Below are 26,328 nucleotides of genomic sequence, written 5' to 3'. Positions count from 1 at the left end.
CTCCGTCCGTGTTCACAAGTTGGGCCCGAAGTCCGTCCGCTTGGGGTCCGGCGCATCGTCCGGCGGTTCGGAGGCCGGGCGCTTGCGATCGGCCCACGGAGTGTAGTGGTTGTCCGCGAGCGACAGATGGAGGGGATCGCCGGTGGTGTGCGGCTCGGGCCAGAGGGGCTCCATCGTGTGGACGCCGTCGGCCGTGTGGATCACCAGGGGCCGGCCGAGGGCCGAGGCCACCAGGCGCGGCACCAGATCTCCGGCGTCGGTGTCCCAGTTGCCCGTCAGGGCGATGGTGCCGACCAGCTCGTTGATATCCGTGCCGTGCGCCGTCGCGTAGTCGGAGACGCGCCCGAGGTTCTCCGGGCGCATCGTCCACTCCAGAACCTGATTGCGAAGGCCGAGTGCCGTACCGCTGTCGACGTCGTTGCCCCACGTCGCGTTGATCGCGTGGTACAGGCAGTCGCCGTCCGCCGGGATGACCGGCTGCTCGGACCTGACATCGGCCAGCAGCCCACCGAGGCGCTGCCGCGTATCCGGGCCGTAGAGTGTCAGCGCGGCGGGGCCGGTCACGGACACACTGCCGAATTTCGGTAGATGGCCGAGATCCACCGCGACGACTCCGCCGCGAGGCGGAACGGTCATGTCCCCGGGGTCGTCGGCTCGCTGGGGATCCGGGACGAGGTCGGTGCCGGGACTCCTGCGCCATTTGTCGCCGTTGGCCATCGTCCAGTACTCGGTGCCGTCGGGATCCTGGCGCAGGCGCCTGCCGTCCGGGAAGGCCTGGAACTCGGTACCGTCGGGGTTCTCCCGGTAACGGATGCCGTCCGGCGATATTCCGTAGAGGGTGCCGTCGGAGAGCACGAGTTCTTGGTCGCCATTGGCCAACCGCCGGTATTCGGTGCCGTCCGCATCGGTGCGGAACCGGTCGCCGTCCTCGTCGTGCTGGTATTCGTGATCGGAACCGTCCGGGTCGTACCGGTATTCGACGCCGTCGACGGGTCCGGGATACCTGCCGTTATGGTTCCACGGGTTCTCCAGCAACAACCGCACCGGATCGCCGGCGGCGTCGCGCTCGACGCCCACGACCGCATACGCATGCCCGCCCACCAGGCCCGGCACCGCGGTCCTGTTTTCCAGCCCCTGGCCGAATCGTCTCGTCCCCATCGTGACCGGGGTGTCGTGTTGTAGCGCGTAGTCGATGCGATCTGCGAACCAGCGGGAGAAGTGCTCGTATTGCCGCGGCATCACCCGGTTCTCGACCTCGCCGCCGGAAAGGCTTCGGTGGTAATCGACCAGGTGCTGCTTCTCGGTATCCCAGCGCCCAGAGAAGCGCTCGTCGAGATAGCCGCGCAACCCGGCGGGCGAGGCGAGGTCCCGATGCTGCACGAAGTGGTCCATGGCCTGACGGAAGCCCGCCGGATCCGTTTGGTACTGCTGCTGCAAGTGCTGCCGGGTGGTCGTTATCAGCTGAAGTCGCTGCTGCCGCCAGTGGTCGTACGTATCGGCCACGTTCCGAGCGAATTCCGGGTCACCGCCCGTCAATTCGTGCATCGTATCGGCATCGAACCGGAGCGGATGCACCAGGTCGTTGTCTCCGACGGCCCGAACCGGCTGCTGAAACCAGCCGCCTGCCGACTCGTGGAAGCCCATGCCCAGATGTTCCGCGGCGGCGAACGGCATGCCGCCCTGGCTGCTTCCGTGATATCCGTCGCCGTTGCCGAAGCGTTGTGCGTAGGCCTTCCCGATCATCGACGCCCACAACGGCTCTCCGGGGTTGTGGAGCACGAAGTACCCGGTCTCGCTGCGCGGTAGCACATGGATCTGTTTTTCGACGCGAACCCATTCGGGCCTGCCGTCGGCGAAGAACCGGACACTGACGGTGCCGTCACCGTGGTCGTGCACGATCTCGCGAAGCGCGCCCGGGTTGTGGATCGCGAGATTCTTCAGCTCGGCGAACAGAAAGCAATCGCCCGCCGCGTTCTGGCGGACATCCTCCGGCCTCGGGCCCGCGGGACCGAACAACGGATCCTGGTACCTGTCGGCGAGATCGGGCAGGCTCACCAGGCCGTCCGGATCGGCGACCCGGACCCATTCGGAGTCGCGGCCACCCACCCGCGGGTGCTTGATCCACTTCGACGTCCCGCCCGCGCTCGTCGCGACGATCGTGGATCCGTTCGGCAGATGCACGACCCGGGGGCTGTTCCGGCCGTCGACGCCGCGGAACCGAATCTGGCCGCCCGGCACGTTCCAGCTCAGACGGCCGAGACCGCCGGGGTGGCCCGGCGGGTCGTAGGTGAAGTCACGGACCAGACTGGGCGACACATACCTGTACTGACCGGACGGCTGCGGGATCGCGTAGGTGGGGCGCCCGTTGTTCCCCGGGACGAGTATCGCGGGGCTCTGTGCGGCGGCCGACAGCCGGAGCACCTGACCGGTGTGGTCGATGAGGGTGAGCGTATCGCCTCCGGCATCACGTATTCGCGGCACCTGCACCGGAACCGGCACAAGGGGCATCCGCCGCACCCGGTCCTGCGGCGAAAGATTGTGCAACAGCTCGTTCTCCGACAGGGTCGGCCGTTCCAGCCCCGTCCGATCGAAATGAGCACGCGCGGGGACGGTGCTATCGCCCGGATCCGTACTCAGCTGCTCGAGCAGATCGGCGCCGAAATACGTATCACCCTCCTCAGGGTCGAACACCGGGTCCTGCCGAGAACCGCCCGGGTCGAATGTCTTGTCCGGTACGTGGTCGTCCAGGTCGTCCATATCGGTCGAGTCGTCGAGATCCTCGAATTCCGGTGTGCGCGAGGAGTTCGCGTCGTCCGGCCGGTGCGGAGCCGACGGGGTCGGCGGTGCCGACGGGGTCGGCGGTGCCGAAGGAGCCGACAGAGTCGACGGGGTCGGCGGTGCCGACACGGCCTGGTCGGCCGGCAGCGGGCCGTAGAGTCCGTGCGCACCGGCGCCGGTCACATTCATGCCCTTGAATTTCGGCAGATGCCGGAGATCCACCGCGATGACTCCGCCGCGAGGCGGCACGACTATATCCCTCGGGGCATCGACTCGCTGAGGATCCGGGACCAGATTCGCATCGGTGGGGCCCTTGCTCCATTTGCCGCCGTCGGGCATCGTCCAGTATTCGATGCCGGAGTCCCTGCGGAGGCGGTGGCCGTCCGGGAAGATCTGGAACTCCGTGCCGTCGGGGTTGTGCCGGTAACGGATGCCGCCCGGCGACATTCCGTAGCGGGTGCCGTCGGCGAGCACGACCTCTTGCCCACCATCGGCCAACTTCCAATACTCCGTACCATCCGCATCGATACGCAACCGGTCGCCATCCGGCGTGGAATGGTATTCGTGATCGGGAGCGCCCGGGTCGTACCGGTATTCGATGCCGTCGACGGGGTCGGGATACCTGCCGTTGCTGTTCCACGGATTCTCCAACAGCACCCGCACCGGATCACCGTGCGCGTCACGCTCGAGGCCCACGACCGAATACGAATGTCCGCCCACCAGGCCCGGCACCGCGGTCGTATTTTCCCGTCCCACGCCGAATCGGTTCGTCGACAACGTAACCACGGTGTCGTGCCGCATCGCGTAGTCGATGCGATGCGCGAGCCAGCGTGCGACGTGCTCGTACCGCTGCGGCATCACCCGCTGCTCGACCTCGCCCTCCTCCAGGCTCCGGAAGTAGTCGGTCAGATGCTGCTTCTCGGTATCCCAGCGCCCGGGGAAACGCTGGTCGAGGTAACCCCGGAACCCGTCGGGAGAACCGAAGTCCCGGTGCTGCTTGAAGTGGTCCCAGGCCCTGTCCCGGGTCGATCGATCCGTCGCGTACCGCCGCTCCAGATGCTGCCGGGTGGACGTGCGCAGCTGATCTCGCTGCTCCCGCCAATGGTCGTAGGTATCGGCCACGGCGCGAGCGAATTCCGGGTCACCACCGACCAATTCATGCATTGTGTCGGCATCGAACCGGAGCGGATGCAACCAGCCGGTATCCCCGACGGCGCGGACCGGCTGCTGGAACCAGCCGTCGCCGGACTGCTGGAAACCCTTACCCAGGTGTTCCGCGGCGACGGACGCCTTGCCCCCACGGATTCGGTGGTACCCGTCGCCCTCGCCGAAACGCTGGGCGTAGGCCTTCTCGATCATCGAGGCCCACAACGGCTCTCCGGGGTTGTGGCGCACGAAATGCCCGGTCTCGCTGCCCGGCGACACATAGATCTGTTTTTCGACGCGGACCCACTCGGGCTTGCCGTCGACGAAGAACCGGACAGCGGCAGTACCGTCACCGTGGTCGTGCACGATCTCGCGAAGCGCATCCGGATCGTGCGCCGCGAGATTCTTCAGGTTGACGAGCAGATAGCAGTCGCCCGCCTTGCCCTGGCGAACGTCCTGCGGTGCCGGGCCGTCCGGACCGAACAGCGGATCCCGGTGCCTGTCGGCAAGATCGAGCGGGCGCGACAAGACGTCATCCGGATCGGCGACCCGAACCCAGTCGAAGTCCAGACCGCCCAGACGCGGGTGCTTGATCCACTTCGACCCCCCGCCCGCGCTCGTCGCGATCATCGTGGATCCGCCCCGCATCCGCATCGGGACGGTGTTGTTCTGGTTGTCGATGCCGAGAATCCGGACCTCGCCGTGCGGCACGTCCCAGCTCAGCCTGCCGGTACCGCCGGTGTTGCCCGGCGGGTGATAGGTGAAGTCACGGACCAGATCGGCCGCCACGTACCTGCTCTGACCGGACCCCTGCGGGATCTCGTAGTAGTCGCGCCCGTCGTTCCCCGCGACCAATGTCGCGGGCACCGGGCTGCCCGGGTCGGTCGGCAGCCGAACCGGCTCATCGTTGCGGTCGTAGAGGATGAGCGTATCGACGCCGCCGTCCCGAGTGCGCGGCACCTGGACCGACACCGGCACCACCGGCACCCGCCGCGCCCGCTCGTCCGGCGAAAGATTGTGCAGCAGTTCGCTGTCCGGCAGGGTCGGCCGCTCCAGCCCGGGCTGGTCGAAACGAGGACGAGCGACAACCGTCGTCCCCTCGAGATCGGTACCCAGCTTCTCCAGCAGATCGGCACCGAAATACGTGTCACCGTCCTCCGGCTCGAACCACCGGTTCCCGTCCCCGGCGTCACCGGTGGAACGGTCGGGCCGCGGGCCGCCCACCGGCGGATCCGAGGATGTCGGCTGCGTCGACGCGGGCGGATCGGCCGACGCCGGGCCGTACAGTCCGTGCGCACCGGCACCGGTCACATGGAGTCCACCGCGCACGAACTTCGGTAGATGACGCAGGTCCACCGCGAGGAGTCCGCCGCGCGGTGGCACGGTCGCGTCGCGTCCGTCGTCGACCCGCTGCGGATCCGGGACCCAACCGGGACCGCCGGGACCCTTCCGCAGCTTGGCGCCATCGGCCATCGTCCAATACTCGGTACCACCGGAATCCCTGCGATACCGCGAGCCGTCCGGGGATGTCCGGACCTCGGTGCCGTCCGGGTCCTTCCGATAACGGGTGCCGTCGGGAAGCATCCCGTACCGAGTGCCGTCCGGAAGCTGTACCCCCTGCTTCCCCTCCGCGGACCACCAGTACCGGTTGCCGTCCTCATCGACACGGAACCGGCCACCATCCCGCGACGGCCGGTACTCGTCACGGGAAACCGCATCGTAGCGGTACTCGATACCGTCGACGGGCCGAGGGTACGCACCGTTGTGATTCCACGGATTGTCCAGCACCATCGCCACCGGATCACCCGAGCTGTCCCGCTCGATACCCACGACGGAATATCCGTGCCCGCCCACCAGGCCCGGAACGGCCTTCACATTCTCCCGGCCACTGCCGAACGGGCTCGTCCCCAGCGAGACCGAACTGCCGTGCCGCAGAGCGTAATCGATGCGATTACCGACCCAGCGCGAGACGGTGTCGTATCTCTGCCCGAGCACTCGCTGCTCGATCGGACCGGCCCAGGTGCTCGAATAATATTCGGCCAGCCGATCCTTCTCGTCCTTCCAGAAGTTGTTCTCCGGTGTGCCGGGTAGCTTCGCGTCGAGATACCGGATGAAACCGGATTTCGAGGTGACGTTCTTGTACTGCTTCGACGACGCGATGAAGTCATCGGCGGTTTCGGACGCCGCGCGAGCGAACTCGATGTCCCCACCGACCAATTCATGCAGTGTATCGGTATCGAACCGGAGCGGATGTATGAAGTAGGAGTCCCCGACGGCACGCACCGGCTGCTGAAACCAGCCCTCGTCGGATTCGTAGAATCCCTTACCCACGCGCTCCCCGGCGATGTACGAGAGACCGCCCCGGATTCGCGTATACCCTTCGTCGCCGCCGAAACGCTGCGCGTACGCCTTCTCCACCATCGTCGGCCACAACGGCTGCCCCGGCTCGTGGTGCACGAAGAACCCGGTTTCACTGTCCGGCGGCACATAGACCTGCTTCTCGACACGCTCCCAGGTGTACCGACCGTCGGCGAAGAACCGCACGCCGACCGTACCGTCCCCGTAATCGTGCAGGATCTCATCGAGCGCATCCGGGTTGTGCTCCGCGAGATTCCTCAGCTCGGTCAGCAGATAACAGTCGCCCGCCTTGCCCTGACGAACGTCCTGCGGCTCGGGGCCATGCGGGCCGAACAACGGATCGCCATGCCTGTCGGCGAGAACCGGTCCGGCCAGCACGTCGTTCGGGTCCGGAATCCGATACCATTCGGCGTTCTCGTGCTTGATCCATTTCTCCCCCTTCCCCGCGGCCATCCCGACCATCGTCGCCCCCCGGTTCAGGTGCAGGACGGTCGGGTTCTTCCGGCTGTCGAAGCCGGTGAACCGAACCTGGCCGCGGGGCACGTCCCAGCTCAGCCTCCCGAAACTACTCATCGGGGCCAGCGGTTGAAAGGTGAAATCCCCGACCAGCTCGGTCGGGAAGTATTGTTTCGGGTCGGACCCGCGGATCTCGTAGCAGTCGCGCCCATCCCTCGTGACGTGCCGCACGGTCATCGACCCCGCGGTCGGCAGTTGATGACCCGCGCCCTTGTGGTCGACCAGGATGACCGTATCGCCGCCGGCGGTCCGAGTGTCCGGCACGCCCATCGCCACCGGGACGGCCGGCAACTGCCGCGTCTTGTCCTCTTCCGAAAGGTTGTGCCGCAATTCGGCTTCCGAAAGCGGCGCTACTTCCGGGGGCTCCGCGAAACGGGTCCGGACAGGAGGGACCGTACCGTCGAGATCGGTACCCAGCTTCTCCAGTAGATCGGCACCGAAATACGTGTCGCCGTCCTCGGGCTCGAATACCGAATCCCGCCGGGACTCCCCCGGGTCGAACGGCTTGTCCGGTGCCGGGGCCTCCGAGTCCTGTTGCCGCGGACCGACATTCGATGTGCGCGGGAGGTTCGCCTCGGGCGCGTGGGGAGTCGGCGGGGTCGGACCGGGCGGCTGGAGCGCCGGACCGTAGAGCCCGCGCCCACCGGGGCCGCCCACCTTGATGACGCCGAATTTCGGGAGATGGCGCAGGTCCACGGCGACGACTCCACCGCGCGGCGGAATGGTCATATCCCTCGGATCATCGACTCGCTGAGGGTCCGGGACGACGTTCGGATCGTGGGGATCCTTGCGCCATCTGCTGCCGTCCGCCGCCGTCCGGTACTCGGTACCGTCGGGACCTATCCGGAGACGACGGCCGTCCGGGTAGGCCCGGAACTCGGTGCCGTCGGGGTCGTTCCGATACCGGGTGCCGCTCGGGAACATGCGGTAGCGCGTACCGTCCGGCAGTCGGAGATCTTCCATACCATCGCGGTACCGCCGATACCGGGTGCCGTCCGCCTCGGTCCGGGACCGGCCGCCCTGCCGGTACTCGTATTCGTGGGCGGGAGCACCCGGGTCGTAACGGTATTCGATGCCCGGGACGGGCGTCGGATACTTGCCGTTCTCGTTCCACGGGTTCTCCAGCAGGACCCGCACCGGATTGCCGTCGGTGTCACGCTCGACGCCCACGACCGAATACTCGTGCGTGCCCACCAGGCCCGGCACCGCGAACGGATCCTCCGCTCCCCGGCCGAACAGGCGCGTCGACATCGTGAACACGCTGCCGCGCCGCAGCGCGTAGTCGATACGATCCGCGAACCAGCGCGAGGCGTGCTCGTACTGCCGTGGCAGCACCCGGTTCTCGGCCGGGCCGTCCGACAGACTCCGGAAATAGTCGGTCAGGTTCTGCTTCTCGGTATCCCAGCGCCCGGGGAAGCGGTCGTCGAGATAGCTGCGGAATCCAGTGGGCGTCAGGAGATCCTGACTCTGCATGAAGTGGTTGAATGCCTGGTTCCAGGCCACCGGATCGTTCGGGTGCTGCTGACTCAACTGCTGCGCGATGGCTTGTCGCACCCGATTCACCTGCTGCAACCAATGGTCGTAGGTGTCGGCCGCTTGCCGGGCGAAATCGAGGTCGCCACCGATCAATTCGTGCATCGTATCGGCATCGAACCGGAGCGGATGCAGGAAATCGAGGTCGGCGACGGTGCGAACCGGCTGCTGAAACCCGCCGTCGCCGGACTGGTGGAAATCCTTACCCAGGTACTCCGTGGCGACCCAGGAACGACCGCCGATTCCGATTTTGTAGTACCCCTCGCCCGCACCGAAGCGCTGCGCATAGGCCTTCTCGATCATCGACGCCCACAACGGCTCCCCCGGCTCGTGACGCACGTAGTGACCGGTCCGGCTGCCCGGCGACACATAGATCTGCTTCTCGACGCGCACCCACTCGTACCTGGGGCGGACATCGGGATCAGCCTCGCGGTCGACCATGAACCGGACACTCACGGTGCCGTCCCGATGGTCGTGCACGATCTCGCGGATCGCGTCCGGATTGTGGGTCGCGAGACTCTTCAGATCGGCGAGCAGATAGCAGTCACCCGCCTTGCCCTGGCGAACCTCCTCCGGCCGCGGCCCCGCGGGACCGAACAACGGATCCTGATGCCTGTCGGCGAGATCGGGCAGGCGCGGTAGCACGTCGCCGGGATCGGCGACCCAGACCCAGGCCGGAGGCTGACCCCCCACATACGGGTACTTGATCCACTTCCCTCCACTCGTCTTCCCCGCGACGATCGTGGACCCGCCCAACAGGTGTATCGCGGTGGGAACGTTGTTCATGTCGACGCCGAGGAAACCGATCCTGCCGTTCGGGACGTTCCAGCTCAGCGTGCCGGTGTTGGGGTTCGGACTTCCGGGGTTCGGATGATAGGTGAAGTCGGGGACCAGATCGGCGGACACGGTGACGTACTGCCCGGACGGCTGCTGGATCGCGTAGTGGGCGCGGCCGTCGTATCCGGTGAACAGCATCGCGGGACTGCCGTTCGATGTGCTCGGCAGCTGCACCGCCAGGCCGCTGTGATCGACCAGGATCAGCGTATCGCCGCCGGGCTGCCGAGTCGGCGGCACCTCGACCGACACCGGCAGCACCGGCAGCTGCTGCGCCCGATCCTGCGGCGAAAGATTGTGCAGCAGTTGGTTTTCCTGCAGATTCGGCGGGGCCAGCCCCCGCTCGTCGAAGTGGGGGCGGCCGACGGTCGTGCTGCCACCGAGGTCGGTCCCCAGCTGTTCGAGCAGATCGGCGCCGAAATACGTGTCGCCATCCATCGGTTCGAAGGGCGAATCCCGCTGCGGCCCTTCCGGTTCGAAGAGCCCGCCCAGTACTCGATCCTCCGGGCCGTCGAGCAACGGCTGATTCCGGTCGGTGCCTCGCGGGTCGCCGGAACCGTCGAACCGCGATGTGCGCGGGAGGTCCGCCGGCGGGTGCGGGGCCGGCGGTGCCGACGCGGCCGGGGTGGTCGCCGGGCCGTAGAGTCCGTGCGCACCGGCGCCGCTCACATCGAAGCCGCGGAACTTCGGCAGGTGGCGCAGATCCACCGCGACGACTCCGCCGCGCGGCGGAATGGTCATATCCTTCGGATCGTCGACTCGCTGAGGGTCCGGGACGAGGGTGGTATCGGTGCGGCCCTTGATCCATTGGCTACCGTCGGCCAGCGTCCAGTACTCGGTGCCACCGGAATCCCGGTGCAGGCGACGGCCGTCCGGGAAGGCCCGGTACTCGCTGCCGTCGGGGTTCCTCCGGTACCGAGTGCCGTTCGGGTCCATGCGGTAGCGGGTACCGTCCGGCAGCCCCACCTGTTGCAGGCCGTCGGGAGACCGGAAATACCGGGTTCCGTCCGGATCGACGCGGTACCGGCCGCCGCGCTCCGGCGTCCGGTACTCGTGCTCGGGACCGCCCGGGTCGTAACGGTATTCGATACCGGAGATGGGATCGGGATAGGTGCCGTTGTCGCTCCACGGATTTTCCAGCAGCACCCGCACCGGATCGCCGTGGCCGTCGCGCTCGATGCCCACGACCGAATACGCGTGCGTGCCCACCAGACCCGGAACCGCGAACGGGTCTTCCCGCCCCCGGCCGAATCGGTTCGTCCACAGGGAGACCACGGTGCCGCGCCGCAGCGCGTAGTCGATGCGGTCCGCGACCCAGTGCGAGATGTGCTCGTATTGCCGCGGCAGCACCCGGTTCTCGACCGGGCCGCTCGACAGGGTTCGGACGTAGTCGGTCAGGTGCTGTTTCTCGGCGTCCCAGCGCCCGGGGAAGCGCTGGTCGAGATAGCCGCGGAACCCGTCGGGCGAGGCGAGGTCCCGGTTCCGCATGAAGTGGTCCCAGGCCCGGTCGTGGGCCTGGAGATCCCACGGGTGCTGCTGGTCGATGTGCTGCTTGGTGGTCGTCCGCAGCTGATCTCGCTGCTGCTCCCAGTGGTCGTAGCTATCGGCCACAGCGCGGGCGAATTCGCCGTCACCACCGGTCAGTTCGTGCATCATATCGGCATCCAGCCGCAGCGGATGCAAGAACTCCCGGTCCGAGACGGCGCGAACCGGCTGCTGAATCCCGTCGTCGCCCGACTGGTAGAAACCCTTACCCAGGCGCTCCGCGGCCACCGACGGATCGCCGCCCAGGCCGATCAGGTGGTAGCCGTCACCCTTACCGAAATGCTGTGCGTAGGCCTTCTCGATCATCGACGCCCACAACGGATCTCCGGGCTTGTGTAGCACGAAGTGACCGGTATCGCTGTCCGGCGACACATAGATCTGCTTCTCGACGCGCACCCACTCGGGCTTGCCGTCGGCGAAGAACCGGACACTCACGGTGCCGTCACCGTGGTCGTGCACGATCTCCCGGATCGCGTCCGGGTTGTGGGTGGCGAGATTCTGCATGTCGGTGAGCAGATAACAATCGCCCGCCCTGCCCTGGCGAACCTCCCCCGGCTTCGGGCCGCCGGGACCGAACAGCAGATCCTGGTGTCTGCCGACGAGATCGGGCAGCCGCGTCAGCACATTCTCCGGATCGGCGACCCGGACCCACTCGAAGGTGCGATTGTTCACATGCGGGTACTTGATCCACTTCGCTCCCCCGCCCGCGCCCTTCGCGACCATCACCGACCCGCCCTGCAGGTCCATGACCTTGGGATTGTTCTGCTCGTCGAGGCCGAGGAACCGGACCTTGCCGCGCGTCAGGTCCCAGCTCAGCCTTCCGACGCCGCCGTGGGGGTCCGAGTTGTTGGGGTCCGGGTGATACGTGAAATCGTGGACCAGATCGGCCGGCACGTAGGCGTACTGCCCGTAGGACTGCTCGATCGCGTAGTGGTCGCGCCCGTCGTGGCCCGGGACGAATATCGCGCGCCTGCTCGACACGAGCGGCAGGGGCACCGGCTGACCGTTGCGGTCGACCAGGATCAGCGTATCGCCGCCGCCGGCGTCCCGCGTGTCCGGCACCTGCACCGACACCGGCACAACCGGCAGGTGCTGCGCCCGGTCCTGCTGCGAAAGATTGTGCAGCAGTTGACTTTCCGTCAGACTCGGCCGTTCCAGCCCGGGCTGGTCGAAATGCGTCCGGCCGACGGTGGTGCTGCCGTCGAGATCGGTAGCCAACTTCTCCAGCAGATCGGCACCGAAATACGTGTCGCCGTCCTCGGGCTCGAGCACCGAATCCTGCCGCGGGCTTCCCAGGTCCGCCGGGCCGTCTACCGGAGTTCGCGGAACGCCGGCAACGTCCTGCGCGGGCGGAGCCGACGAGATCGGCGGTGCCGAGGTGGCCGGATCGCCCACCGACGGCCCGTACAGGCCGTGCGCGGCCGCGCCGAACACGCTGATCTGGCGGAATTTCGGCAGGTGCCTGAGTTCCACCGCCAGGACTCCGCCGCGCGGCGGAACCGTCCTGTCCCGCGGATCGTCGACTCGCCCGGGGTCGGGGACCCGATCGGCATCGGCCGGGCCCTTGCGCCAGGTGCTGCCGTCGTCCATCGTCCAGTACTCGGTGCCCTCGCGATCCACGCGGACGCGCCCGCCGTCCGGGAACGCCCGGAACTCGGTGCCGTCCGGATCCGTCCGGTACCGCACGCCGTCCGGACCCATTCCGTAGCGCGTGCCGTCGGGCAGCCGGAGCTGTTGCCCGCCGTCGGCGAACCTCCGGTATTCGGTACCGTCCGCGTCGGTACGAAACCGGCTGCCGTCCCCGTCGACTCGGTATTCGTGGTCGGAACCGCCCGGGTCGTACCGGTATTCGATGCCGTCGACAGGCCGGGGATACTTTCCGTTGTCGTTCCACGGGTTCTCCAGCACGACACGTACCGGATCGCCGTGGCTGTCACGCTCCACGCCCACGACCGAATACCCGTGTCCCCCCACCAAACCCGGCACGGCGGTCGTGTTCTCCGGCCCACCGAAAAGGTCCCCGAATCGGTTCGTCGACAACGTGATCGAGCCGCCGCGCTGCAGCGCATAGTCGATACGATCGGTGAGCCAGCGCGAGACGTGCTCGTATCGGGGCGGCATCACCCGCTGCTCGACCTCACCCGCCTGGAGGCTACGGAAATAATCGACCAGATTATCCTTCTCGGATTCCCAGCGACCGGGAAAACGCTGATCGAGATAGCCGCGGAACCCCTCGGGCGAGGCGAGATCCTCATGCTCGCCGAGACGCCTTCGTTCCTGGAAGCTGTTCTCTCGCAGCTGATCTCGCTGCTGCTCCCAGTGAGCGTAGGTATCGGCCACGCTGCGCGCGAAATCGGGGTCACCACCGGTCAACTCGTGCACTGTGTCGGCATCGAACCGGAGCGGATGCAACCAGCCGGTATCCCCGACGGCGCGGACCGGCTGCTGATACCAACCGTCGCCGGGCTGTTGAAATCCTCTGCCCAGGTGTTCCGCGGTGGTGGCCGGCCAGCCGCCCCCGGAAATCGAGACATACCCGTCGCCCGCACCGAAGCGCTGGGCGTAGGCCTTCTCGATCATCGACGGCCACAACGGCTCTCCCGATTCGTGGCGCACGAAATACCCGGTCCGGCTGCCCGGGGAAACATAGATCTGTTTCTCGACACGAACCCACTCGGGTTTACCATCGGCGAAAAACCGCACGCTGACGGTACCGTCACCGTGGTCGTGCACGATCTCCCGGATCGCACCGGGATTATGAGTCGCGAGATTCTTCAACTCCACGAGCAGATAACAATCGCCTGCCTGGCCCTGGCGAACCTCCTCCGGCTTCGGGCCGGCCGGGCCGAACAACGGGTCCCGATGCCTGTCGGCGAGATCGAGCATGCCGAATACGTTGTTCGGATCGGCGATCCGAACCCACTCGGAGTTCAGGCCGCCCCGGAGAGAGGGCTTGAACCACATCTCCCCTTGTCCCCCGCTCCTCGCGACCAGCGTGGACAGGTTCAATATCGGCACGGACTTGCGATAGTTCCGGTCGTCGATGGTGAGAACCCGAGTCTCGCCGAGCATCCTGTTCCAGCGCAGGGTCCCGAGACCACCGCTGTGGGCCGGCGGTTGATAGGTGAAATCCCAGGCCAGTTCGGTCGGCACGTAGCTGTACCGACCGTACGACTGCGGGATCATGTAGTACTCGTGCCCGTCGTCACCGGTCACGAGCATCGTCGGGGTCTGCGAGACAACCGGCAGTCGGAGCAGATGGCCGTCGCGGTCGAGGAGGACGAGCGTCTGTCGCCCGTCATTCTGCAGTGTTTGCGGCGCCCGCACCGCAACCGGGACAACCGGTACCCGCTGTGCCCGCTCCTCCGGCGAAAGATTGTGCAGCAGCTCGCTTTCCGGCAGAGTGGGCCGCTCCAGCCCGGGCTGGTCGAAACGAGGACGAGCGACAACCGTCGTCCCCTCGAGATCGGTGCCCAGCTTCTCGAGCAGATCGGCGCCGAAATAGGTATCGCCGTCGGCGGGCTCGAACCACGAATTCTCCCGGGACCGTTCCGAGCCGAACGGCTTGTCCGGCGCAGCGTCGGTCACGTCCGGCAGGCGCGGAGCCGACGGTGCCGGCAGCGCCGGCGCGGCCAGGCCGTCCGGCCCGTAAAGGCCGTGCGCGCCGGGACCGGTCACGCCGAAGCCGTTGAACTTCGGGAGATGACGCAGATCCACCGCGATGATCCCGCCGCGCGGCGGTACGGTCATATCTCTCGGGCCCTCGACCCGATCGGGATCCGGGACGAGATCGACATCGTTGGGGCCCTTGCGGAATTTGCTCCCGTCGGCCATCTTCCAGAACTGCGTGCCGTCGGGGTTGATCCGATAGCGGGCGCCGTCCGGCATGATGTTGTAGCTGGTGCCGTCGGGAAGCCGGACCTGCTGCCGGCCGCCGCGGAACTGCCGGTATTCGATGCCGTCCGCATCGACACGGAGCCGGGCACCGCCCAGCAGGGTCGTCCGGTACTCGTGTTCCGGACCGCCCGGGTCGTAACGATATTCGATGCCGGGGATGGGCTCGGGAAAGTTGCCGTTGTCGTCCCACGGGTTCTCCAGCAGCATCCGCGCCGGATTGCCGTCGGCGTCACGCTCGATCCCCACGACCGAATACGCGTGCTTACCCAGCAGACCCGGCACCGCGAGCGGATCCACCCGGCCCTGGCCGAAGCCGTGGGTCCCCATCGTGACCACACTGCCGCGCTGCAGCGCATAGTCGACACGTTCACCGAACCACCGCGAAATATGCTCATACCCCTGCGGCACCACCCGGTTCTCGACTCGGCCGGCCGACAGATCCCGGAAATAGTCGACCAAACGCTGCTTCTCGGCATACCAGTTCCCGGGGAGACGCCGATCGAGATAATCACGGAAACCGGCGGGCGACCTCAGGTCCTGATTCCGCAAGAAGTGAGCCCACGCCTGACTCCGGGCCGCTCGATCCGTCGGATACTGCTGCTTCAACTGCCGCCAGGTGGACTCGTTCAGCTGTTTTCCCTGCTGCCACCAGTCGTCGTAGGTATCGGCCACCCGGCGCGCGAAATCGGCATCGCCACCGGTCAATTCGTGCATCGTCTCGGCATCCAGCCGCAGCGGATGCAGGAACTCACCGTCCGAGACGGCGCGAACCGGCTGACGTATCCCGCCCTCGCCCGATTGATGGAAGCCCTTGCCCAGGTGTTCCGCGGCGAAGACCGGATTCGAGAGCGACGGATCGCCGCTGTCGATCCTGTGGTATCCGTCGCCTCCGCCGAAACGGTGCGCGTAGGCCTTCTCGATCATCGACGCCCACAACGGCCCGCCGGGTTCGTGGTGCACGAAGTGCCCGGTATCGCTGTCCGGCGACACATAGATCTGCTTCTCGACACGCACCCACTCGGGCTTCTTGGCACCCGCCGGACCGCTCTCGTCATCGACGTAGAACCGCACACTCACGGTCCCGTCACCGTGATCGTGCACGATCTCCCGAATCGCGTCCGGATTATGCGTCGCGAGATTCTTCAGATCGGCCAGCAGATAACAATCACCCACCCGGCCCTGAACGACGTCTTCCGGCCTCGGACCCGCGGGGCCGAACAACGGATCCCGATGCCGATCGGCCAGATCGGGCAGCCGCGACAGCACATTCCCCGGATCGGCGACCCGAACCCATTCGGAGGCCCGGTTGTTCGCCTGCGGACGCTTGATCCATGTCGACCCCCCCTCGGCGCTCTTGGCGACCGCCGTGGATTCGCTCTCCAGATGAATTCCGGCCCGGGCGTCGACGCCGAGAAACCGCACGCCACCGCGCGGCACGTTCCAGCTCAGCCTGCCGACACCGGTGTCGGGATTCGGTTGAAAGGTGAAATCATCGACCAGGTCGGCAGGTACGTAGTCGTATTCGCCATACGGCTGCTCGATCGCGTAGTGGTCACGCCCGTTGTGCCCGGGCACGAAGATCGCGCGGATGCTCGAGGTGGCCGGCAGCCGGAGCACCTGACCGGTGTGGTCGACGAGGACGAGCGTGTCGCCGCCGGCGTCGCGGGTGCTCGGCACCCGAACCGGAACCGGGACCACCGGCATCCGCTGGTCCCGGTCCTGCGGTGAAAGATTGTGCAGCAACTCCTCTTCCGGCAGGGTCGGCCGCTCCAGCCCCGGCTGGTCGAGAGGCGCACGCGCGGGGACGGTGCTGCCGCCGAGATCGGTGTCCAGCTTCTCGAGCAGATCGGCGCCGAAATAGGTGTCGCCGTCGTCCGGCTCGAACCACGGATCCCGCCGGGACTCCTCCGGCTCGACGGGCCCGTCCGATCCGCGGTCGCCCGGATCGCCGGAGGTTCCGAGCACACCCGGCACGGGCGGAGCCGAGGAGGTCGGCGCGGTCGCCCCGGCCGGCTCGGGAGCCGGGCCGTAGAGTCCGTGCCCGCCGGGACCGCTCACGGCGAAGCCTGCGAATTTCGGCAGATGGCGCAGATCCACCGCCACGACCCCGCCGCGCGGCGGAATGGTCATATCCTTCGGATCGTCCACTCTCCCGGGATCTTCGGTGAGCCCGGTGTCGGCCGGCCCCTTGATCCAGGTGCTGCCGTCGGGCTTCGTCCAGTACTCGGTGCCGTCGGGATCCTTGCGCAGACGACCGCCGTCCTGGAAGACCCGGAACTCCGTGCCGTCGGGGTCGTTCCGGTACCGGGTGCCACTCGGGAACATGCGGTAGCGCGTCCCGTCCGGCAACCGAAGGTCCTCCATGCCGTCGCGGTATCGCCGAAAGCGGGTGCCGTCGGGTTCGGTACGGGACCGGCCGCCCTGCCGGTACTGGTACTCGTGTTCGGGAGCGCCCGGGTCGTACCGATATTCGATGCCGTCGACGGGTTGGGGATAGCGGCCGTTGCTGTTCCACGGGTTCTCCAACAGGATCCGCACGGGATTGCCGTCGGTGTCCCGCTCGATACCCAGGATCGAATACTCGTGCCCGCCCACCAGGCCCGGCACCGCGGACGTGCTCTCGACCGTGTCACCGAAATGCTCCGTGCCCATCGTCACCAGGCTGCCCCGCTGCAGCGCATAATCGACACGATCGCCGAACCAGCGCGAAATATGCTCGTACTGCTGTGGCAGCACCCGGTTCTCGACCGGACCGTCCGCGAAATTTCGGAAATAGTCGATCAGGTTCTGCTTTTCGGCATCCCAGCGCCCGGGGAAACGAAAATCCAGATACTCGCGCAGGCCGTTCGACGATTCGAGATCATGAAACTGCTGGAACTCCGCCCACTGCTGATCCCACGCCGCCTGATCGGTCGGATGATCGGTATCCAATTTCTGCCGGACCAGCGTTCGCAGCACATCTCGGTGGCGCCGCCAGTCGTCGTAGGAATCGGCCACGGTGCGCGCGAACTCGAAGTCACCACCGGCCAATTCGTGCAGCGTGTCGGTGTCGAACCGGAGCGGATGGACCGGGTTGACACCGGACATGGCGCGCACCGGCTGCTGGAACCAGCCGTCTCCGGACTGCTGGAAACCCTTACCCAGAAATCTCGCGGCATCGGTCGCGCTGCCGCCCTTGCCGATCCCGAGGTAACCGTCGCCCTCGCCGAACCGCTGCGCGTACGCCTTCTCGATCATCGACGCCCACAGCGGGTCGCCCGGTTCGTGATGCACGAAATGCCCGGTCTCACTGCCCGGCGTCACATAGATCTGCTTTTCGACACGCACCCATTCGAGCTTCTTGGCGCCGGCCGGCCCGTTCTCGTCGTCGACGTGGAACCGGACACTCACGGTACCGTCGCCGTGGTCGTGCACGATCTCGCGAATCGCCTCCGGATTGTGCGCGGCGAGATTCTTCAGATCGGCCAGCAGATAACAGTCGCCCGCCCGCCCCTGCCGAACCTCCTCCGGCTTCGGCCCCGCGGGACCGAACAGCGGGTCCTGATGCCTGTCGGCCACAGTGGGCAACGGCGCCAGCACGTCACCCGGATCGGCGACCCGGACCCACTCGAAGCTCCGATTGTTCACATGCGGATGCTTGACCCACTTCGATCCCCCACCCGCGGTCTTCGCGACCATCGTGGACTCGCCCCGCAGATGCAGTGTGGTGGAGTTGTTCTGGGCGTCGACACCGAGAAACCGAGCCCCGCCGCGCGGCACGTCCCAGCTCAGCCTGCCGACACCGCCATTGTTGGCCGGCGGGTGAAAGGTGAAGTCGTGGGCCAGATCGGTCGGCACGTAGCTGTACCGACCATACGAGTGGTCGATCACGTAATAGTCGCGCCCGTCATTCTCCGAAACGAGAATCGCGGGGCTTTGTGAGACGGCCGGCAACCGGACCACCTGACCGTTGTGGTCGACCAGCAGGAGCGTATCCCCGTCGGCAGCACGAGTCTGCGCCACCTCGACCGAAACCGGGACCATCGGCATTTCCCGTTCCCGATCCTGCGGTGACAGGTTGTGCAGCAGTTCGCTTTCCCGCAGCGGCGAGGGAGTCGAGCCGGGCCGGTCGAAGTTCGGCCGGCGGATCGGGGTGGTTTGGTCGAGTTCGGTCCCCAGCTTCTCGAGCAGGTCGGCACCGAAAACGGTGTCATCGTCGGCGGGTTCGTCCTCCGGATCCTGCCGGGACTCGCCCGGTTCCCGCTGCGGACCACCGGCCGGTGGGTTGTCGCCCGAGGCATGGTTGCCGGAGGCGGTCGGCACATGCTCCGGTGGGTAGGGGGTCGGGGGGGTGGGAGCCGGTGGGTTCGGCAGGGGCGACGCGGCCGGCTGGGTCGACGGGCCGTACAGTCCGTGCCCGCCGGCGCCGCTCAGGCCGAGACTGTTGAATTTCGGGAGATGGCTGAGATCCACCGCGACGATGCCACCGCGGTGCGGAATGGTCGTGGTGAAGGGGGTGTCGACACGATGGGGATCCGGGACATATTTCGAATCGGTGGGGTCCCAGCGCCATTTGCGGCCGTCGGGGGCCGTCCTGTACTCGGTGCCGTCGGGGTTCACCCGGTAGCGGGTGCCGTCCGGCATCATTCCGATGCGCGTACCGAGCGGGAGTTTGATCCCTTGCCCGCCGTCGTCGAACCGCCAGTATTCGATGCCGTCCGCACCGGCGCGGAACCGGGCGCCGTTCCCGGCCGGCTGGTATTCATGGTCGAAACCGCCCGGGTCGTAACGGTATTCGATGCCGGGGACGGGTTTCGGATAGCTGCCGTTGGTGTTCCACGGGTTCTCCAGCAGCACTCGCACCGGATTGCCGTCGGCGTCGCGCTCGACGCCCAAGACCGAATACGCGTGCGTACCCACGAGACCCGGAACCGCGGTCGTATTTTCCCGTCCGTCGCCGAATTTGTCCGTCCCCAGCGAGAGCACGGTGCCGCGCTGCAGCGCGTAGTCGAGGCGCTCTCCCAGCCAGCGCGAGATGTGCTCGTACCGCTGCGGCAGCACCCGCTGCTCGACCGGGCCGTCCGACAGGCTGCGGACGTAGTCGGTCAACTCCTGCTTCTCGGCATCCCAGCGACCGGGGAACTCCTGGTCGAGATATCTGCGGAACCCGTCGGGCGAGCCGAGGTCCTCGGTCTTCAGATACTGTTGCCAGGCCCGATCCGCCGCCATCGGGTCGGTCGGGTTCATCATCCGAATCAGCTGCCAGTTGGCCGTTCGCTGCGCATCGCGTAGCTGCGCCCACTTGTCGTAGGTATCGGCCACGGTGCGCGCGAATTCGAAGTCGCCACCGGCCAATTCGTGCAGCGTATCGACATCGAGCCGCAGCGGGTGCACCATGTCGGTGTCCTGGAGGACACGCACCGGCTGCCGGAACCCGCCGTCGCCGGACTCGTAGAAGCCCTTACCGAGATGCCCCGCGGCGTCGGCCGCGAAGCCACCCTCGCCGATTCCGTGGTAGCCGTCGCCTTTGCCGAACCGCTGCGCGTACGCCTTCTCGATCATCGACGCCCACAACGGCCCACCGGGCTGATGAAACACGAAATGCCCGGTCGCGCTGCCCGGAGACACGTATATCTGTTTCTCGACACGCACCCATTCGAGCTTCTTGGCGCCCGCCGGCCCGTTCTCGTCGTCGACCTGGAACCGGACACTCACGGTACCGTCGCCGTGGTCGTGCACGATCTCGCGAATCGCCTCCGGATTATGCGTGGCGAGATCCTTCAGGTCGGCGAGCAGATAGCAGTCGCCCGCCTTGCCTTGGACAACGTCCTCCGGCTTCGGGCCGGCGGGACCGAACAACGGATCCTGTTGCCTGTCCGCGAGTTCGGGCAACCGCGGCAGCACATCACCCGGATCGGCGACCCGGACCCATTCGGCGTTATGCCCCTCCACGTGCGGGAATTTGATCCACTTCGATCCCCCGCCCGCGCTTTTCGCGACCACGGGCGACTCGCCCGGAAACTGGAGTACGGCGGATTTGTTCTGGGCGTCGGTGCCGGCGAACCGGATGTTGCCGCCCGGCATATTCCAGCTCAGCTTGCCGCCGCTCTTGAACAGATGCGGCTTGTAGGTGAAACCGGAGGTCAATTCGGTGGGCACAGTGGTGTACTGCCCCTTCGACTGCTCGATCGCGAAGTAGTTCCGTCCGTCCTTCCCCTTGAATGTCTTCGCGTGGCTGTTCGAGCTGCTGCTCGGCAGGCGATATACCCGGCCGGTGCGGTCGACGAAGATGAGCTCCTCGGCTCCGGACTGCTGCTTGGTCGGCGGCGTCTTGACCGAGACCGGGAGGATCGGCATCCGCTGTTCCCGATCCTGCGGCGAAAGGTTGTGCAGCCGTTCGCTGTCCGGCAGCGGGGACGGTGTCAACCCGGGCTGGTCGAAGTTCGGGCGGCCGACAACGGTGGTTCCGCCGAGATCGACCCCCAGCTTGTCGAGCAGATCGGCGCCGAAATACGTGTCACCGTCGGCGGGTTCGATGTCCGGATCCTGCCGGGACTCGCTCGGCTCGAAAAGCCCGCCCAGAACGTGATCCTCGGGACCGTCCAGCAACGGCCCGTTGTCGAGCCCCGAGTCCTCGCGGGAGCCTTCCGGCTCGAAAAGCTTGTCCAGGACATAATCCTCGGGACCCTCGAGCGGCGGGCGATTCTGGTCCCCCTGGCCGGCGGTGGAGTCGGGCACCGGCCGACTGTGACCGGCGCTCACCGGATTCGATGCCACCTCGTGCGAGGCGTCCGGGTTCGGACGGCTGCGCGTGGATTGGCCGGTGGAGCCCGGGTTCGGGCGTCCGTCGCCGTCCGTCTCGGGCGAGCGGACCGGTCCGATGGTCGACGCGCGGCCGGTATTCGGCGAGTGGGAGGGGGAACCCGGGCCCTGCTGTGTTCCCGCCGCGGGGGATACCGGCGGTCCCGATCGGCCGGAACCCTCCGGGAGCCCGGCCGGGCCCTGTGGTGTCGTGTTCGGCGGCCGATCGTGCGAGCCGTTCCGGCCGTCGTTCGTATAGGACTGCGCCCCAGGGAAGTTCGCCGTCCTATCCGATCTCGACGAGTTCGGATCGAAGTCCGACGAGGCCGTGCGCAGGCCGGCGCCGCCCTCCTGTGCCGGCGGCGGCGCGCCGCGATAGTTCGACGAACCGTTCGTGCCCTGCGGTGTCGTGCTCGCCGCCTGCACCGGCGGCTGCTCGTGGAAACCGTTCCGGCCGTAGGTGTTGTCGGACTGCGCCGCGGGGACGTCGGCCTGGCTCTCGGGCTCTCCCTCCGATACCGGCGGCGGAACCGACTTCTCGCCGGAACCCCCGTCGAGCGCGGGCGGCCGCATGGCGAGGCTGCTGTAGTACCCCGCGACCCCGTGCACGCCACCGGTCAGACCACCACCCAGACCGCCGAGAATCATGGCCGGGGTGAACTCCCAGTCGCCGGTGATGACGCCGTTGGCCACGAAGCCGACGCCCGCGCCCACCACACCCGCGGCGATACCGGAGCCGATGCCGATGGTGCTGGCCTTCCACACCGACATCCCGTTCTTGCCGAACCACTTGGCCAGGTTGTTGCTGAGCACCGAAGCCACCGGCGCCGCAACGAGTCCCGAGACACCGGAGACGGTCCCGGCGATCGCGATCTGCTTCAGGTCGAAGTCGTCCTTGTGCCCCTCGGCGACCTGGATGCCCTGCACGCCCAGCTCGACCGCGGCGCCGATCCCGGCCTCCTGCAAGCCTTGCACCAGTGCCAGCCGCCACATCGGTATGGTCGACAGCTTCTGGGCGCGCGCCGCCAGATGCCGCAGCAGCGCCTGCCCGATGCTCCGCGTGATGCCCGCGGAGGCGGCCTCGATCGCCGGAATCGCCGCGGCGCCGAACAATGTCGACAGCGCATAGGCGATCTCGGCGGCCGTGATGGCCAGCGTGATGATGATCTGCAGCTTCGCCGCTTCCACCTGGGCGCCACAGTTTTTCACCATGTCGCCGAGGCTCGCGATGTTGTCGGCGAGCTTATCGATCGACTGATCCCCGGTGAAGAACTTGTCGAACTGCGTCCGCATCTCCTGCGCGCCGTCGCTGGAGAAGTTGTCGACCGCGGTGTTGCAGGCGGTGTGCAAATCTTCGACGATGCCGTGCAGGTCCTCGGCAGCGCGCTGCCAGTCCTCGGCGAGGGCGAACAGGAGGTCCTCGTCGCCCTCGGGCCATTCCGAACCGGCCAGATACGACAGCCAGCGCAGTCCCTCGGGCATCTCCAGGGTCATGGTCTAAACTCCACGGGCCGACGACGGTTCGCGGTAGCGAACGGATGTCATTCTTCGTCGGAGAGGACGGACCGCCGGGGTCCGTCGCCGGCGTCCCGCTTGCGGTCCGCGGGCGGATCGAACGAGGCCCGTTGCGGCTCGGGGACTTTCGCGTGGAGATCGGGCAGGTCCGGTACGAGGTCGGACAGGTTCGGCAGCCCCTTGCGGGTGGCCTGAATCGGCTCGAACAGCTTGGCGGCCTTCCGGGCGACCTCCTCGGCGGCCCCCTGCGCGGCCGCCGTGACCGCCACGGCGATCTCGTCGTAGTCCAAATCGTCGATGTCGTCGGAGAATACGGTCTCGATCAGCACGCCGTCGGCGTTCACCGTGGCCCGCACCCGGCCGTCCTCCGTGGCGGCGGTGGCGGTGAGTTCCGTACGCCGCCGGTGCGCCTGGGCGATCGCCCGGATATGCGTGTCCACAGTGTCCAGCAACTCGGCCATATCAGCCTTGGCACGGTCGTTGTTCACCTGGAATTCTCCTGAGGAAACCACACATTCACACCTTGATACCCGAATCCGACGGCTACCCGAATCGACTCTACCGGATCAATGTGGCAAGGGCAGGGCAAACTTCCGGCGCCTCGGCGACGTCATGTTTTCTTCATTGTTCCGAGACTGCCACTCCGGAATGGGCGACTCACTCCCCCTGCTCGTAGCGCTGGGCGAGCACCCGGCGGAGCGCCTTGCCGGAGGGCAGCCGCGGAATCTCCGGGACGAACATCACCCGGCGCGGCCGCTTGTAGGTTGCCAGCCGCTCGGCGACCAGCGCGATCAACTCGTCGGCGGTGACCGATGCGCCCGCCACCACGGCGGCGACGATCGCTTCCCCGTCGGCCGGGTCGGCAACCCCGAACACGGCACAGTCGACCACGTCCGGGTGCCCGTGCAGCACGCCCTCGATCTCCGCCGGAGCCACCGGGAATCCCCGGACCTTGATCATCTCCTTGGCCCGGTCGGTCAGCCGGATCCAGCCGTCGTCGTCGATGCTGCCGACGTCGCCGGTGCGGAACCAGCCGTCGTCGAACGCCGCGGCGGTCGCGTCCTCCGGAATGTACCCGGCCAGCAGCGAGTCCGACCGCGCCTCGATCTCCCCGATCTCGCTGGGCCCCAGCGGTTCTCCGGTCTGTAGCGAGACCACCCGCAGCGTCACGCCGGGTGCCGCCCGGCCCACGCTGTCCAGCCGCGCCCCGTCGAGGGGGTTGCAGGCGATGACGGGAAGTTCGGTGGCGCCGTAGGCGGGCAGCCACCCGACACCGGTGCGGCGCGTGACGGTCTCGGCCACGCTGGGTGTCACCGGGGTCGCGCCCCACATGATGTAGCGCAGCGAGGACAGGTCGTAGCTCTCCAGCTCCGGATGCGAGGCGATGGCCAGCGCGATCGGCGCGACCGCCATCTCGACGGTGATCCCGTCCCGCTCGATGCAGCCCAGCATGCGCTCGAGATCGAACCGGCGATGCAGCCGCATCCAGGCGCCGGTGTCCAGCACGGTGACGATGTTGAGCAGGCCGAGGATGTGCGACGGCGGCGTGACGATCTGCAACCGGTCGTAGGAGGTCAGCGCCAGCACCTGCCGCCACTGCCGCACCGCCGTGCGGAACGAGGCATGCGTGTGCCGGACCGCTTTCGGTAAACCTGTCGTGCCCGAACTGAAGACGAGCACGGCGTCGGAATCCGGGTCGGGCGAGGGTGGTTCCGGTCGCCGCATCGGGGTGATCGGCTCGTCCAGATGGCGCATCGGCAGCAGCTCGGCCAGGACCGAATGGTCGCCGACGCCGATCACCGGCCGTGCCAGCCGCAGCGCCGGTTCCACCTCGGCCCGCTTCCACGCCGGGCTGATCAGCACCACCGCGGCGCCCAGCCGCCACACCGCCAGCACCGCGACCACGAACTCCGGCCGGTTCGACGACATCAGCGCCACCCGATCCCCCACCCGCACACCGCGTCCGGCCAGTTCCTCGGCCAGACCGCAGGCGAGCTCCCCGAGATCGCCCGGCGTGTACCGGGTGTCTTCGAAGGCGAGCACGACGGGCTCGGTCCGCGCGGTGGTCACACTGAGAATATAGTTCTCCAAATACCAGAATGCCAGTTCACAACCGAGGGTCCGGAGCACCCGTTCGGCGCGTGCACAGATCAGGAGATAATTCTCGCGGAGTTCGAACCGCCGTACCGAAAGGTGAACTCCGCCATCGTCTTCTCGACCTCGCGGCGTACCGGTTCGTGCAGCAGATCGTGTCCGGCGTCCTCGAACACCCGCAGCTCGACGCCGGGGTTGCGCGACGCCCACTCGCGGACCGGATCGATCGGCGTGAGCCGATCGTCCTCGCCGTGCAGCAGCAGCGTGGGCACCGGCGGTGCGGGCGCCCGCAGCAACGAATCCCGGGACGGGGTTCCGGTCAGCGCGACCGCGCACACCGGGCCGTCGCCTTGTCCGGATGTGCGCATCATCAGCAGTGCCACCGCGGCCCCCAGCGAATGGCCGGCCAGGACCAGGGGAACGCCCGGCCTGCTCGCGTGCGCCAGCCCGATCAGGATTTCCGCGTTGGCGGCGAGGTCCGGGAGCGGCGGCGAGGAATCCGGCTCCCCCTCGCTCAGTCCGTGGCCGAGGTGATCGAGCGCCCACACCTCGATGCCGTGCAGGCCCATGGCCCGGCCGAACCGGTGGTAGTCGGCGCTGCTCTGCCCGCGTCCGTGCAGAAACACCAGGACGGCGCGAATCCCGCCGTCCACCCGCCACATTCGATAGTTGACACGGCCGCCGACGCCGTCGTAGAACACCCGCACCTCCTTCCCCGGCACGCTACCGATCGGCTCGCAGCCGGGGACGGCCCGGTCGAACGCGCCGATATCGAGGCCGCGATCGCCGCGCTTGCGCTCGAAACACCAGGCGAGGACGATATCGCACGGGCGGCCGCGCGCCTGGCGGCCGGCCGCTCGCGCACCCCTCCGACGCCTGATCACCCCGATCCACAGAACCGGAGACCGATGGCCCTACCCGCCCTGCTCGCCAGAATCGTCGACTGGCTGCGCGCCGGATATCCGCACGGCGTGCCCGATACCGACTACATCCCCCTCGTGGCGCTGCTGGCCCGGCGCCTCACCGAGGAGGAGGTCCGCGATATCGCCGAGGCGCTGGTCCAGCAGGGCACCCTGCCCGCCGACAAGGCCGATGTGGGTGTGATCATCACCAGACTCACCGACGCCATGCCCCGCGAGTCCGATCTCGCCCGGGTCCGGGAGCACCTCGTGGCGGGCGGCTGGCCGGTAGACGACGCCTGGCCCGGCCTCGGCGAGCAGCCGTGAGCGGCACGGCACCCGGCGTTGCGACCGAAACGCCCCCGGCATCATGGGCTCGAGGCGCATAATGGCATGTGGAAAGCGGGGCTCGAACCGCGTGTGGGAGGACAGT

Annotated in this window: 5 protein-coding genes; 1 reads left to right on the top strand and 4 read right to left on the bottom strand. The window is 67.4% G+C overall.

Annotation, left to right across the window (positions count from 1 at the left end; translation table 11 throughout):
• Positions 1 to 12 precede the first annotated feature (12 nt).
• The 4 genes from D892_RS0127530 to D892_RS42240 all read right to left on the bottom strand — a co-directional run bounded on the left by D892_RS0127530 (position 13) and on the right by D892_RS42240 (position 25,880).
• Positions 13 to 22,881, bottom strand: a complete 22,869-nt coding sequence (locus tag D892_RS0127530; RefSeq protein ID WP_024804325.1) for a C2 family cysteine protease — start codon at positions 22,879 to 22,881, stop codon at positions 13 to 15.
• Positions 22,882 to 22,928: 47 nt separating this feature from the next.
• Positions 22,929 to 23,414, bottom strand: a complete 486-nt coding sequence (locus D892_RS0127525) for a YbaB/EbfC family nucleoid-associated protein (protein WP_232236187.1) — start codon at positions 23,412 to 23,414, stop codon at positions 22,929 to 22,931.
• A 145-nt stretch (positions 23,415 to 23,559) separates the two neighbouring features.
• Positions 23,560 to 24,972, bottom strand: coding sequence for a class I adenylate-forming enzyme family protein (locus tag D892_RS0127520; protein WP_051499917.1), 1,413 nt, complete (start codon positions 24,970 to 24,972; stop codon positions 23,560 to 23,562).
• Between the two features lie 80 nt (positions 24,973 to 25,052).
• Positions 25,053 to 25,880 (bottom strand): alpha/beta fold hydrolase, encoded by an 828-nt coding sequence (locus D892_RS42240; RefSeq protein WP_024804322.1) that lies wholly within the window; start codon positions 25,878 to 25,880, stop codon positions 25,053 to 25,055.
• A 24-nt stretch (positions 25,881 to 25,904) separates the two neighbouring features.
• Here D892_RS42240 and D892_RS0127510 point away from each other — a divergent pair, with 24 nt between their 5' ends.
• Positions 25,905 to 26,222 carry a DUF3349 domain-containing protein gene (locus D892_RS0127510; RefSeq protein WP_024804321.1) on the top strand — a complete coding sequence of 106 codons (318 nt, stop codon included), beginning with the start codon at positions 25,905 to 25,907 and terminating at the stop codon, positions 26,220 to 26,222.
• The last annotated feature ends 106 nt before the right edge of the window (positions 26,223 to 26,328 follow it).

Source organism: Nocardia sp. BMG51109, from assembly GCF_000526215.1.
Classification (GTDB): Bacteria; Actinomycetota; Actinomycetes; order Mycobacteriales; family Mycobacteriaceae; genus Nocardia.
The sequence above is the reverse complement of the archived record's forward strand: the minus strand, read 5'-3'. Positions and strand labels throughout refer to the sequence as shown.

Coding starts and splice junctions, on each gene's coding strand:
- D892_RS0127530 (WP_024804325.1), bottom strand. CDS start 22,881: ATGACCCTGGAGATGCCCGAGGGACTGCGCTGGCTGTCGTATCTGGCC.
- D892_RS0127510 (WP_024804321.1), top strand. CDS start 25,905: ATGGCCCTACCCGCCCTGCTCGCCAGAATCGTCGACTGGCTGCGCGCC.